The sequence below is a fragment of the Paenisporosarcina sp. TG20 genome (assembly GCF_000286315.1).
Lineage (GTDB): Bacteria > Bacillota > Bacilli > Bacillales_A > Planococcaceae > Paenisporosarcina.
The window spans coordinates 1-13,725 of record NZ_ALJG01000355.1; the positions used below are offsets into that span (position 1 = coordinate 1).

The 13,725-nt window shown below is 38.1% G+C and carries 13 protein-coding genes and 1 pseudogene; 1 reads left to right on the forward strand and 13 read right to left on the reverse strand.

Going from position 1 to position 13,725, the window contains the following annotated elements:
• From B371_RS23090 to B371_RS22080, 8 genes and pseudogenes are all read right to left on the reverse strand, one after another.
• On the reverse strand, positions 1–159 hold the full coding sequence (locus B371_RS23090) for a sodium-dependent bicarbonate transport family permease (protein ID WP_369751124.1): 159 nt from the start codon (positions 157–159) through the stop codon (positions 1–3).
• A gap of 249 nt (positions 160–408) precedes the next feature.
• Positions 409–1,311, reverse strand: a complete 903-nt coding sequence (locus B371_RS0118020; RefSeq protein ID WP_019415715.1) for a sodium-dependent bicarbonate transport family permease — start codon at positions 1,309–1,311, stop codon at positions 409–411.
• Between the two features lie 140 nt (positions 1,312–1,451).
• A complete protein-coding gene (locus B371_RS0118025) occupies positions 1,452–1,820 on the reverse strand; it encodes a DUF2294 domain-containing protein (protein ID WP_019415716.1) in 369 nt (122 codons plus the stop codon).
• 601 nt (positions 1,821–2,421) lie between these two features.
• The gene (locus B371_RS22075; RefSeq protein ID WP_019415718.1) at positions 2,422–2,784 is read right to left on the reverse strand and encodes an HD-GYP domain-containing protein; all 363 of its coding nucleotides are present in this window, start codon (positions 2,782–2,784) and stop codon (positions 2,422–2,424) included.
• A 561-nt stretch (positions 2,785–3,345) separates the two neighbouring features.
• Positions 3,346–4,539 carry a DUF4317 domain-containing protein gene (locus B371_RS0118040; RefSeq protein ID WP_019415719.1) on the reverse strand — a complete coding sequence of 398 codons (1,194 nt, stop codon included), beginning with the start codon at positions 4,537–4,539 and terminating at the stop codon, positions 3,346–3,348.
• Between the two features lie 897 nt (positions 4,540–5,436).
• Entirely contained in the window at positions 5,437–6,372 is a 936-nt protein-coding gene (gene mmuM, locus B371_RS0118045; protein ID WP_026023122.1) for a homocysteine S-methyltransferase, read from the reverse strand.
• Between the two features lie 164 nt (positions 6,373–6,536).
• The gene (locus B371_RS0118050; protein WP_019415721.1) at positions 6,537–7,595 is read right to left on the reverse strand and encodes a Gfo/Idh/MocA family protein; all 1,059 of its coding nucleotides are present in this window, start codon (positions 7,593–7,595) and stop codon (positions 6,537–6,539) included.
• 11 nt (positions 7,596–7,606) lie between these two features.
• Positions 7,607–8,086 (reverse strand): annotated as a pseudogene (locus B371_RS22080) (ABC transporter permease); the annotation flags it as partial.
• Between the two features lie 534 nt (positions 8,087–8,620).
• Here B371_RS22080 and B371_RS0118060 point away from each other — a divergent pair.
• Positions 8,621–8,806, forward strand: a complete 186-nt coding sequence (locus B371_RS0118060) for a hypothetical protein (protein WP_019415723.1) — start codon at positions 8,621–8,623, stop codon at positions 8,804–8,806.
• A 958-nt stretch (positions 8,807–9,764) separates the two neighbouring features.
• On the opposite strand, the gene rlmH is transcribed toward B371_RS0118060, so the two are convergent.
• The 5 genes from rlmH to B371_RS0118085 all read right to left on the reverse strand — a co-directional run bounded on the left by rlmH (position 9,765) and on the right by B371_RS0118085 (position 13,724).
• Entirely contained in the window at positions 9,765–10,244 is a 480-nt protein-coding gene (gene rlmH / locus B371_RS0118065; RefSeq protein ID WP_019415724.1) for a 23S rRNA (pseudouridine(1915)-N(3))-methyltransferase RlmH, read from the reverse strand.
• Between the two features lie 90 nt (positions 10,245–10,334).
• Complete coding sequence (locus tag B371_RS23100) at positions 10,335–10,499, reverse strand: CxxH/CxxC protein (RefSeq protein WP_019415725.1); 165 nt, start codon at positions 10,497–10,499, stop codon at positions 10,335–10,337.
• A gap of 183 nt (positions 10,500–10,682) precedes the next feature.
• On the reverse strand, positions 10,683–11,927 hold the full coding sequence (locus B371_RS0118075; protein ID WP_019415726.1) for a S1C family serine protease: 1,245 nt from the start codon (positions 11,925–11,927) through the stop codon (positions 10,683–10,685).
• A gap of 183 nt (positions 11,928–12,110) precedes the next feature.
• Entirely contained in the window at positions 12,111–12,899 is a 789-nt protein-coding gene (locus B371_RS0118080) for an MBL fold metallo-hydrolase (protein ID WP_019415727.1), read from the reverse strand.
• Between the two features lie 12 nt (positions 12,900–12,911).
• On the reverse strand, positions 12,912–13,724 hold the full coding sequence (locus B371_RS0118085; RefSeq protein WP_019415728.1) for a two-component system regulatory protein YycI: 813 nt from the start codon (positions 13,722–13,724) through the stop codon (positions 12,912–12,914).
• Position 13,725 lies beyond the last annotated feature (1 nt).

Consider the following 13,725-nt stretch of genomic DNA (forward strand, 5'->3'; position numbering starts at 1 on the left):
TTAAATCATCACGGATTCAGGTACAAGAGACAAACCCAAGTAAATGGATGGATTTGCACCAGGAACTGCCGTTTTCAAAGCAGCTGGTGCAGCAATATAGGAAGCACTCCCTGCTAATACCCCCATTAATGTAGTACCACTTAACCCGAGTTTCGGCAGTTTAAGCCTAAAAAATTTATTTTTGGGCTTTTTAGATAAAACCCCTTATCAAAATGCCTATTTATCAAGGTTTATAAAAATCTAAATTAGGAAAATTAAAATGTAGTGACCTAATATACAATTTATACCATTGAAAAAGTCTTGGTATTTTGAAACACTTATAATATGATTTTTCAACTTTCAAGCAATAGATATTAATTATAGGAGAAATCAGTATGCTCACGGTTATATGTTGTAAAAGTAATACAATTAGTTCATTTGTAGTGACCAAATTAAACAATCAAATCCCTTTGCAACGGGGTTTTTCTGCCCTTCTGCCGAAAGTTGGGTTAAAGAAAGTCCAGTAACGCTACCTACCACTACCCCTATACTTCCAAATAAAACCGGAGCCATCAATCCGAATATGATGATTTTTACACCATGCTTTTTCACCTCTGGTAACCGTTGCCTGGCAATAATGCCCATATTTAAAAGAAATAAAATTAAGACACTACTATATAGATCTAAAAACAGCGGCTTAACAGCAGGTAAAGCTCTTTCTCCCAGCACAAATCCTATAAATAAACTCCCTAGTAGAAGTATGATGCTTTTGCTAAAAAGACTCTCTTTAAATATCTCTTTATCAAGAAAGCTAAAGTTTGGGGGTGATACAACACCTAATCGTTCCGAGAAAATTGCAGATGTCCCTTCCTTTCTTTTCTCAATTATTTTTAAGATGACGATGGAAACTAATATTGCTGGACTTTCCATAACAACCACTAAAGCACTCATAAATCCTTCATATGAAATATTACTAATCGTTAAAAAAGAAGTTGCAGCCCCATAGGTAACAATACTTACCGAACCGTATGTCGCCGCTAGTCCTATTGAATTGTTAATGTCTAATTTCATCGCCTTCGTGAGGAAAAGTACGATTACTGGAATGAGTACACCTAAAATTAATGAAGCAATTAAAGGAACAACCACTGCATCAAATGAATAATGTGAAAGTTCAATTCCTCCCTTTATACCAATAGCGATTAACAAATAAATACTGAGCCCCTCACTTAAACCTTTAGGAAATGCCAAGTCTGATTTTACCAATGCTGCCAGAATCCCTAAAAGAAAGAATAATACTACCGGGGTTAGAAGATTATCAATAACCAAGTCCATTCTCATTTCCTCCTTTTATTTTAAATACCAAACAAAAAAACCGACACAAATTCAGAATAAAAAGTCATAATGACTCTTCTTTTCTGATTTATGTCGGTTTTCCTTCAACTAATCTATAGTTATTTGAAGAACTCCCTGTTCTATTCAAAATACTTTTTATCATAATCACTGGATACCTTAAACACCATAACCCGGTCTCCTGTTACAGTACTTATATCCGTGTAAAAGCTTTTTACTTCTTCACCAGTAATCCTATTGATAATATCTTTTAACTCAGTAATTCCCGATTCAACTAACTCTGAACGAATTCTCTTAATCGAGAGCATACCTTCCTTCGTTTGGCAGACATTATATTCAGCAGGAGTTAAAATGCCACGCAGATTAACGATAATCAAATCTCTTAAAATATCTGTTTTAACTGAGATCGATCCTCTTCCTAGAAAATCTTTTTCCCACTGGGTTAGAGCTTTGCTAATTTCTGCTTCAATTGATTCCTTAGTCTTTTTCAATACAATCCCGCCCCAAACATACTCCTTGACCCTCGTCTACATAGGCAAGTAAATATACCGATTTATTTTATCCTAACTTGTTTAATCTTGTAATCTATCCCTTTTTCATAAAGATAATACTATTACCAGTATGCTAAAGATCCCTCTCATCTTGTGTTTTCTGGAGTGAGACCAATATTTGCTTAAGCAAGACAATGGAAACAGAGAAAATCAATACATTTAACAGGATCACAAAAAAAGTGAATTCAGATCATCATTTCGCAGTTGTTCTATTATCGTTACTATTGAGAAATATAGCAGCCCCAGCATTGGCATTAGTACTGTAAACATCAGTTTGCTATTATTTTTTAAATTTGTTATCCAACGCATCTCGAAGCCTCTTTCCTACTTTTCTATGAAACTTAAAAATTTACCATTAAAAATTCGTTTTTATTTTTACTCGGATATAATTGGATTTAAGAAGATTATTTATTTTGTGAGGTGACTTCCTTCAGAAGAAAATCATTGCCACAAAATATCCTTTTTCTTCCTATCTTTCTTCATTTTTCTGAATATCGACAATAATCTTTTGAATCTCTTCGTTATCTCCTTTAGAAACCATCTAGATAAATTCATTTACTAAGTTTGTGTCAAACTGGCTTCCAGAGTTTTTTCCCAACTCCTCTAATGCTTCTTCCACTGTATAATTACAGTTTCGATAAATATACCTTTCCCTGGTCATTGAATCAAAAGCCTCACAAATATTAATGATACATTCTTGAATCGTTATTTCTTCACCTTTTAATTCGCGTGGATACCCTTCACCATCCCATCGTTCATGATGTTCTAGAATATAGGTTGCGGCGATGGCATTTCCAAATATATTTCGAACAATCGTATTCCCAATGTGAGTGTGTGATTTCATTATGATGCGGTGATTGCCTGTGTGAATAAGTTTTTGAAAGTTGCATTTCAACTTATCCACCACGGCCTCCTGTACCGGTACGAATCAGGCAAGGTTCCGTGACAGAATTCCTCTAACTATAGCATACAAGCCCCTGCGAAATAACAGGACCCGCCAGGTTTATTTGGTGTGTCCATTTTTGGTGATTCCGTGTTGCTTAGTGTGCAGGCGCGCGAGCCGAAGACCCTGCAGCGAGCGGAGCGAGTGAAGCCGCTGATGCCGTGCCCGTGGCAAGCAAGCGCCGGAATGGAAATCAGCGACTTAGTGCATCTCGATCACTCTTTTCTCCTGAAAAATAAACGGGAAAACTCTTGACTAATGGTCAGAAAGCGCATGTTTCTGCATCGCTACGCTAGCTTCGAAACGTGATAGTGCGTTGTAACGGAAATCGACAGCGTCATTAAAGAGGGCTGCCCTTAAAAGTCATTTTCTTTGACTATTGGGACAGCCCCACGTTTATTGTTATAGGAAAATTTTTAATAAGACCTCATTTACTTATGATACGGTTCCCCTTAGCAGGTCTAATGAGGTTTTACCCTATTCCATTTTAGATAGCTGGCTGAAGGATCTTCCTAATCTCTCCTACTTCAACAGCTCTTCCGGAATCAGCTTAAATCCTTCAATCATCGTGTCTTCTTCCACCTCGATCATTAGATACCGTTTGCCATTGTGATTGACCTGTCTGACAAATCTCAAGTCTTGTGGGCTGATCGTAATATTCGCTACTTTCGTGCTGATTTTGATTGACTTGGATGCGTAACTTGGAACGATATGGCTTGCTTTCAGTTCATACGTTTTGTCGTCGACCACCTGCTGAAAGGCCCTTTCCACTTTTTCCGTATTCACATCTTTTACACCGCTCGCCTTCAGCACACGTTCAACCTCTTTAGTATCCAAAGTAGGAGTACTCCAATCTTCGTCCTCATTCTCTTCTTCCATCACCAACATATAATTGATTTCATCATACACACTCGCGAGGGTTTTCGAATTCACTTCATCACCAATTATTGCTTTGACAATTTCTTCAAACACCGCTTTATCTTCCTCGGCAGTCATGATTTCCTTGCCGTTCAACACATTCTCGATAAATTGCAAATCCGGTTTATTCGCTTTGCCCGCAGCATAAAGGATGTGATTGACGTCTGCGGCGTTGTCCGTGAAGCAAGGGAACAGAAATCCACCAATTGGAGAGGCAAGTTTAATGACCGTATCGGCTAGCAGACTCGACTTAAACTCCCTCTCGATAAAATCAAATACCAGTGAACGTTTCGGCAGTTCGGTTTGATTCATGCTACTAAGAATAAAAGGTGTGGTATACACTTCATCCCGAACGTTTATTTCCGTTTCATCAGAATTGCGTTTCGTCGTTTTATAATAATTTCCACGAATGAATGTGACGACCATGTCCTTTTCATATTGGATGTCCTGAACCATCTTCAAGGCGATACGTTGCATATCCGCTTTCCATTCACCTACATCATCTGTATGAAGCCCCTGATATAAAAGTCGTTGCGTATGGTCCGTTTGCTCCTCAGCTTGAGACTGAAACTTTACCTCAAACAGCTTCACATCCAGTTTCCCGCCTAAAACCTTTTTAAAGTTGGTAAGGAACAACTCTTGCTGCTCCCGGTCCAACAAGGAAAATGACTGACTCTCCTCATGATAGATATCACTGCTTTCCTGCTTGATGTAAACGTTATAAATATCAGCGATTTTCAGTAAATCAGAATCCATCTTAAATTGTTTGCTAATCGCTGCTATGTCCTTCTTATTCATCTCTAATTCCAACTCCCTGGCTAGTAAGATCCGTGATATTGAATTAAAATCCGTGTTCTATGCAAAAAAAAGAGTATCCAAAGCTACAATTTAGCTGTTGACACTTCTTTATTATAACAATATTTAAGATGCATAAAGGAACACAGTCGGTTTTTTGTGGGTAGTAATTTGGGCTAAGGGATTTCCAATATATTTAATTGTCTGCTCTTTGGCATCCGCGTCATCTTTAGCTAATTTCAACCGATTGGATCTGGATCTGCTGTGTCCCTTAAAAATTGTACTTTCTATAAGTGTAGGTTTGGCTACTTTCATTTTAAAGATAGTCCGGTTTTTTTGTATTTATTTTTAAAGATTTTTTGTATATACCCGTTGATTTTTAAACACTTAATAGATTGTAGTGAGCAGCGGTGGAAAACATCTGCTCCTGTATCGCTACGCTAGCCTCGTCGCAAAGCATAAGAACCAATTACCTTTGGTCCTATTCTTTACTGCGGGAACAACGTGTCCAGGTCAGACCCCAACAATGGAACGAAGGCTATGACGCAACAACGCGAGTCCACGCCTTCGTGACCAACACCCTGTTAGCCCGAGAAACTCACTTACCGCCCGCGGAAAGCGCTGCCCGTTTCTGAATTGCTACGCAAGCTTCGAAATATGAAAGTGCGTTGTTACGGAAACTTTCAGCATCATTTTTATATGAAAAAAGGATTCCTTAAATGTCATTTTTTATGACTATTGGGGAAAGCCCCATGCTTATTGCTATAGGAAAAAGTTTTAATAAAACCTCATTTACTTATGATACGGCTTCTCCTGGGTTTACCTTAAACGCATCGGTTATATAAAGAGGGAGCAGACTCTCCACATGAATGTCTGCTCCCTCTTAAACCTATTACTGAGTCATTTACGAGCCCATGCAGTAATGGCTGCAATATCCTCAGGGGTTGTCCTGCAACAACCTCCGATGATTTGGGCACCAGCTTCATACCACCGTTTTGTGTTAGAGGCAAAAGAATTTGCCAAAAGCTCTTCATTCCATGTTTTACTTGTTGCATCGTATTCTTCACCTGAATTAGGGTAAACAATTATCGGTTTGGAAGATCGACTTTTTATTTCTTTAATTAGTGATTCTATGAATTCTGGTGCTGAACAATTGATGCCGATTGCAGCTACTTGCTGTTCTCCATCTAACCATTCGCCGCAATTGGATATTCTTTCCCCATCACTTATGTGATACCCATCCTTCGCACTAAAACTGAACCAAGCATAAACCTTCGGGAATTCCTTTAGTACCTTCACAATTGCTTTAGCTTCTGCAAGACATGGAATGGTTTCACACGCTAAAATATCAGCCCCTGCTTCCACCAATACCTTTATCCTGTCTTTATGAAAGGCAACCAATTCATCTTCGTTTAAAGAATAATCACCCCGATATTCAGAGCCATCCGAAAGAAAAGCGCCATATGGACCTACAGAGGCTGCAACTAATGGTTTTGGTCTGTTCGATTTATCATCCAACTCTGTCCAAAATTCATCACGGGCCTCTGCTGCAAGTTGAACAGACTTTTTGATCAATCCAAATGCCTCTTCCTCTGTCAATCCTATGGCTTTAAAGCCTTCAATAGTCGCCTGGTAGCTGGCAGTAATAGCACAATCTGCACCTGCTAGAAAATAATCCAGATGAACCTTCTTTATCAATTCTGGATTTTCCATCAGTATTTTTGCTGACCATAAACGATCATTCAAATTGCATCCATAATTCTCAAGCTCTGTAGCCATTGCACCGTCAAGGATGACGATAGGAAAGTTATTCAAAATTTGTTCTATAGGATTCACTCCAAAACATCCTTCCAAATCCAAACTCGTTTCACCATCTTTTAATGGGGTCTAATTGCTTTAACTAAAAACTACTTCGTTCTTTCAAATTTTGGAGTATTAACTCTAAATCAAAAGAGGAACTCAGTTCGTCAAACAATAAAACTTTTAGAAAGAGACTCTCTTTATTTATAAAAGAGAGTCTCTTTTTCGATGGTGATGACCTGTTTTGTTTCAGCTGCTTCCATGATACCTAAAATGACTTTCAGCGATTTAAGAGCATCCTCGCCAGTGACAATCGGCTCCTTATTCAAACGAATTGAATCGATAAAAGCGTCAATGACTCCGCTGTTTGTCTGGTTATCGTTAGTTTGGATAGCTTCCAGCTGGTAATTTATTTTCTCACCAGAACGCATGATGATTTCAAGCTGGTACTCTTCGTTATGATAAATTTTCATAATACCTTTCTCGCAATAGACAATGGTGCTGTTATCTTCTTCTCCGTAATAAGTCCAGGAGAAGGCGGCGTTTCCGAGACGCCCTTTTTTTGTTGCCAAGCTGCATACGAGATTGTCGCATACTTCAATTGGTTCACCATTCTCATCAACTTTATGCAGGGCTCCCTGAAATGCACTCACTTGGACAATTTCATCGTCGAGCAAGTAATGCAGCAAATCTATTTTGTGGATGCCAAGATCTCCGCCGACGCCAAATCCGGATCGCTCCTTTTTGAAAAACCATGTGGAATTGGTCTTATTGATGCCCCAGGCTTCAGGACCTGAATGTCCGAATGCCGTACGGAACGTCAACACATTTCCAAGGTCCCCGCTGACAATGATTTCTCTTGCTTTTTGGTGCGCGCGCGTAAAACGCTGGTTATGGTCAACCATCAGTTTTTTTCCGGATTTTTTCTGGGCATCCAGAATTTCTCTCGCGTATTCTATCGTCAATGAAATCGGTTTTTCGCACAGCACATGCTTTCCGCTCAAAAGCGCCTGGGTAGAGAATACATGGTGATACTCATTCGACGAACAATCGCTGATTGCAACGATACCGGGATCAGCAAACAATTCATCGACACTCTGTACAACAGTCCCACCAAACATGGCTGCCATTGCTTCTGAACGGTCGAGGTTACGGTCGTAGAAGACGATTTCATCGACATATGGATTCGCTGAATATTCCGGTGCATGGCGTATTTTTGTAATGGACCCGCACCCGATAATACCTACCTTGATGCCCATTCGATCTCCTCCTACTCTCTTTTTTGGAACACAACAGCAATGATGATGATCAATCCTTTAACGAATCCCTGAAGATGAGGAGAGACATTCATCATATTCATCATATTGTTCAGGATACCCAAAATCAGGATGCCAAAAAGCGTTCCGATTATTTTTCCGCGTCCACCGGTCATACGCGTTCCTCCAATTATAACTGCTGCAATGGCATCGAGTTCGTATTGCGAACCCGAACTTGAAGAGGATATCGAATTCAGGCGCGAGGTTTCAATGACTGCAGCGACCCCGACCAACATACCAATGAGCGTATAGACCACGATTTTGATACGGTCCACGCGGATAGCTGACAGCATCGCCGCTTTTTCGTTCGAACCAATTGCATAGACGTACCTGCCGAATCGGGTTTTGTGCATCAATATATAAATAAGTACCGCCATCGTGAAGAAAATGACGACGGGAAAATCCAAAATCCATAAATTATTGTTGGCGATTGCAGTAAATCCGCTGACTTCAGCTGATACACTGCCTACTTCAGCGAGGAATTCTTATCTTCTGAAGTTACAAAAAATGGAAGTGTCTTTTCAGTAAAAAATGTGGAAGTATTCACTTAAACAAACGGGTGGCGGTGGCGATGCTTGAATAAAGACATTACGGCTCCCTTTATGGGGGACGTTCACACGGAGCAACTCGACGGACTACTAAACTATACTTTCTCGGTTCCCGCAGATCTATAGGGAGTTACGAAGTCGCTCTCCTCTACCGTTCCTACTAGATACGAAAAGAACCCATACTTTTTATACGCTAGCCTTCCGATCGGGTACGTCCTGTGAAACCTCTGTAACGGAGGTGGAGGAACAAACCCAAGTCTAGCGATAAGTAATAATCTTTTTTGAACCGTGCATTGCACCTGTCTGGTAAGAACGTGGGAACATCATTTCAAAATAATAATGATGCTACAGTACAAGCTCTTCGATTAAGAGTAACTTAAAACTTATAATTAATAATACCATCGCTAGTTGGTACGCGGAATGCCTGGAAACTGGCACGTTCCGTGTGGAGTAGGCGAAAAACTGGCGATAACTTCAAATGCTTACCTATTACTAACAAAGTTGAAGAAAGGCATCTTGAAAGATAAAGAAGTTGTAATATCTATGACAAATAAATTAGCAGTAATTCGAGCATCAATTACCAGGAGCATTGAAACATCAAAGTAAGGCAAGTTGAATCTTTTATCAACCAAATCGAAGCGGAGATAGGTAAATCTATAACAATCGAACACGCAGATTTATTGATCCAGCTTGTAAGGTTATAGTAACATTCAAAAAGGTCTTGTGTGACCCTTAAACGGGAACACAAGGCCTTTTTTTCTACGATATTAAGATTAACGCACATGCTACATCTCGGGAACGATTGATCTGCAAGTCAAACTAAACGATTTGCACTTTGGCGGACACTACGAACGTTTTCTTAGCATATTTGAACACTTCTTGCTAGTTGACGGACGAAACCAGTTATTCAAACATTTTCTAAATCATTTAAGAGTTTCTGTATCCGTTAATCCCCGTTAGTTATGGTAAGGTTCCCCTTTTTATCCCAAAGTGAGGGGCATTTTTTAGCAGCTGGTACTGAGGAAATAATAATAATGGCATTCGGGGTCGTTTCGTTTCTAAGTGGCGGTACCCCAATTGTCCTTTGCGTAATAGTTTGACAAGTTGCACTCTAAAAATTTACAAAAACCGTCCAATACTTGTAACAGCCACCTGAGACAAGCATGTATTTTATTATTGCAATCACTCTACTTTATCCGTACCACGGTTTTCCTTTTTCAATTTAACATCCTGCTCTTTTGTGAAATCCGGTTCCTCACCGAATTCTGTTCTTAAATTAGGATTGGAGAAACTTGAATGTCCATCGTTAACCGTGTCGACCTCTTCATTAAGTAGTATGTGTTAAAATCTATGGTAAGGTTCTAGAATCAAATTAACTTTCATTTTCATTTATCCCTGTAAACAAAAAAAGACTAGTCGATTTGATTGAACTCTTTTAGTGAATGTATGTAATGAATTTATATTCATCACCCATTCACAGAATATCTATTCTATCAAAAAAATTGGAAAAATAGGGTATTAAATAACGAAAACCATAACTCTAAACTGAGTTATGGTTTCACATTTATTTATGATACGGTTCACCCTTAATTATCCGAAATGCTCGATACACCTGCTCCACTAATACCAATTTCATCAACTGATGTGGCAAGGTCATCTTTGAAAATGATAGTTTTTCATCCGCTCTCTTCATGACATCTTCGTGTAAACCAAGTGATCCTCCTATTATGAAAGCCACTTTGCTGCGGCCGTATGTCATAAGAGATTGTATATCTACAGCCAACTGTTCAGACGATTTCATTTTTCCTTCTATTGCTAATGCGATGACATACGTATCATCGCTTATTTTGGATAAAATCCGTTCACCCTCTTTTTTCTTGACGATTTCCATATCTGCAATACTTAAGTTTTCGGGTGCTTTCTCGTCTGCTACTTCTACTATTTCAACTTTTGCATAACTTCCTAATCGTTTCGTGTATTCTTCAATCCCCATTTTTAAATACTTTTCTTTTAGCTTTCCTACTGAAATTATTACGATATTCACAGGTTATCCACCTTTACATTTTGTTTACAAACACTTTATCCACAGAAGTTATCCACATATACACAGGGTGAAACTATATATGGTGTGCAATCATATGTTCGCCACTAAATAGATTGCTGTAACTTCGCAGTAATCACATTTTGTGGATAACTTTTCTTCGTCCGTTAATTCTGTTAAAATTGGAAAGGTATTTTGTTCAGCTACAAACATATCAAGTGCATGATCTATATGGGTTTGACAACATTTAATTTTCATTTTTTATCATCCTTTCGATTTCCGAATTATCCTCAAAGTTATTCACAATTTATTGTTATTATCCACAATCTATTTTAACAAAGTAAAAGCGAGTAGGAAAGGTGCAACTTCGCACTCCTACTCGCTTTAAAATTTTTTTAAGAATCGGAAAATGTTATCCACAATCAAATAATAGTATAGATATTACACAGCTGAATTATCTTTTAATATTAATTTGGACTCCATCAGTTCCCCACCGCGATATATTTTCACAGTTAAGTCCTCTCCAACTTCTTTTTCATTGTATAAATGTTTACGTAATTCAATCATATTCTCAATTTTTTCTCCATCCATTTCAACGATAACATCATACTTTTTTAATCCAGCTACATCTGCTGGAGATCCTTCAATCACTTCGTCAATAACTACTCCCATAGAAATTTCTTCTGGTAAACGAAGCGTTTCACGTTGGTGCAAAGCAGAAACATTAGTTACATCAACAAGTGTAACTCCCATTGATGGACGTTTTACTTTTCCAAACCTTTCTAGGTCTTCGATGACTGGAATAACTGAGTTTACAGGAATTGCAAGTCCCATTCCTTCAACTGTTGCTTGTGAAATCTTCATTGAATTAATACCAATTAATTGTCCTGTTATATTCACAAGTGCTCCACCACTATTTCCTGGGTTAATCGCAGCATCTGTTTGTAATACTTCAGCTTGCCAATCTTCTTGGTTGTCTCCATTTAAATCTACAGGGATCGTACGGTCTTTACCTGATACCACACCTGTTGTCACTGATCCTGAAAAGTTCAATCCGAGTGGGTTTCCAATTGCAATTACTGGTTCTCCTAATCTTAATGCATCAGAATCTCCAAATTCAGCAACTGTCGTTACCTTTGATGCGTCCATTTCAAGAACCGCTAAGTCAGTCCAAATATCCGCGCCTAGTAACTTCGCTTGTACTTTTACACCATCTGCTAAAGTTACTTCAATCTCATTTGCACCTTCAATCACATGATTATTTGTAATGACATATGCTTTACCATTGGCTTTTTTGTATATGACACCTGATCCTGTTCCCGCTTCTTGTCCTTCACTTGATGGGCTTAAGAAATTTGATGTGGATTGAATATTCGTGACACCTACGACTGAATCTCCGGCCTTTTCCACTGCTTTAGTAACATCTGTTGTGGTATCCATAGTTATCTGTTGGGTTTCGTTTAATACATCAGATGAATCGTCCCCGTTAACTGAAGTATTACTTCCTGGCATTATGCCAACGAGCGAAGGTAACATCAGCCATACGATTAGTGCCCCAATCATTACACCTATAAGTCCACTGAAAAAGTAGCCTCCTTTACTTCCTTTTTTGACATTCCTTAATTTTAATCTATATTCTTCCTGTCCCTCTTGAGGTTCTTGAGGTTTTTCATCATAATATCCCATACCTTTATCGTCCTCTCTGCTATGTGTTATCTTTACTTTACCCGTCCAACATTAAAATTAGATGAAAATAGCTTTAAAACTTCCTCAAAGTTATAGATGAATTTTTTAATAATAATAACTATACGATAGAATGATATCAATTGATCACTATATCAACAAAAAAAACCTCATGAATTATGAGGTTTAGACAGTTACTAGTTTAGTTGCTTTATTTGTATCAGTATCATATAGATTCAAAAATTCACCTGTTACTATTCCACAAGATTTGAGTGTTTGTGTAACACTCATTCGGGCCAAATCTTTCATGTTATTATCTTTACTTAAGTGTGAAAGATAAATACGTGTAGGCTTCTCTTCAACTACTTCACTCATTGCGACTGCAGCATCTTCATTGGATACATGGCCTACGTCACTTAAAATACGACGTTTTATTGACCAAGGATAGCGACACATTTGTAGCATACCAACATCATGGTTACTTTCAAAGATATATGAGTCTGCACCTTGAATATAGCCTTTCATCCGATCACTGACATATCCAGTGTCGGTAATCAATACTAATTTACGCCCATTCTCATGGAACACGTAAAACATTGGATCCGCTGCATCATGAGATACTGCAAATGATTGAATATCAAGCGATCCAAATGTTTTCACAGTTTCCATGTCAAAATGAAATCGCTGATCTAGTGGAATCTTTCCAACTAAGTGGTCCATTGCCTTCCACGTCTTGACGTTAGCATAAATGGGAACTTGATATTTACGGGCAACTATTCCTAGACCTTTTATGTGATCACTATGTTCATGCGTGACTAAAATTCCGCTTAACTTTTTATTATTGCGGTCAATAGAAGTTAACAGTTCATCTATTTTACGTCCACTTAGACCAGCATCAACTAAGAATGCATGTTCTTCATTTTCTACATAAATCGCATTTCCACTACTACCGCTTGCTAACACACTAAAACGCATGACGAAAACTCCTTATTGTTCTACTATTTCCTCGGGATCTTTGCTAAATTCAATAATCTTGCCCTCTACAGCATTAACAAAGTAGTCTTCATTCGTACCATCTTGTAATTCTACACGAACTCGCCAGGTGGGTGCAAACACTTGTGTCTCTGTTAATTGAACGAGAGTTGAATAACCTAAGCTTATCAATGAAATTGTAGAGTTAGGTTTTATCAGATTCCGTTGATACAAGACTTCTACAGCTGTATCATCTGTTAATAAGTTTTCGGTTTGCTCAAAAGCTTCAAGATCTTCCAGTGCTGTCTGTTCATATTTGTACACTTCATTTTCTTCATTCCAATAGATTGTAAGAAGTGCATTTTGATTATGAAAGATCTGTCGATTATTTATCGTTTGAAAATAAGTAGCTTCCATAGAAGTTTCATCAATTTTAAACAATTCATACGATGCACCATTGAATACATGTTCATTTACAAATAAGTTTACAACTGTGGGATTAACTAGAGTACCGAGACCAATTGGTTCATTAAAACTGGCCAAAAGTTCTGTGCTATTAAATACTTCGTATGTCTGATTTTCTGATTCTGGTAAATCTTCAAAGGAATACACCTGAATATTTCCAGAAGCATATGACTCTTTAATGGTATCTACAGGTGTACTGTTAAAACGAATATTATCTGCTTGCAGTCGCTCTTGAATTGTTGTTTCACCATCTACTTGGTATTCTTGTGCTTCATTATAACGATTAAAAAACAACAAAAACAAGAAAATATTTAAAATAAAAAAAACGATAATAAAGATAGTTTTAATCTTATTCCAATCCAAC

Bases quoted from the DNA above. Each gene is read 5' to 3' on its own strand.
- B371_RS0118020 (WP_019415715.1), bottom strand. From the start codon at position 1,311: ATGGACTTGGTTATTGATAATCTTCTAACCCCGGTAGTATTATTCTTT.
- B371_RS0118040 (WP_019415719.1), bottom strand. From the start codon at position 4,539: ATGAATAAGAAGGACATAGCAGCGATTAGCAAACAATTTAAGATGGAT.
- B371_RS0118050 (WP_019415721.1), bottom strand. From the start codon at position 7,595: ATGGGCATCAAGGTAGGTATTATCGGGTGCGGGTCCATTACAAAAATA.
- B371_RS0118060 (WP_019415723.1), top strand. From the start codon at position 8,621: ATGCCTGGAAACTGGCACGTTCCGTGTGGAGTAGGCGAAAAACTGGCG.
- B371_RS23100 (WP_019415725.1), bottom strand. From the start codon at position 10,499: ATGAAAATTAAATGTTGTCAAACCCATATAGATCATGCACTTGATATG.
- B371_RS0118075 (WP_019415726.1), bottom strand. From the start codon at position 11,927: ATGGGATATTATGATGAAAAACCTCAAGAACCTCAAGAGGGACAGGAA.
- B371_RS0118080 (WP_019415727.1), bottom strand. From the start codon at position 12,899: ATGCGTTTTAGTGTGTTAGCAAGCGGTAGTAGTGGAAATGCGATTTAT.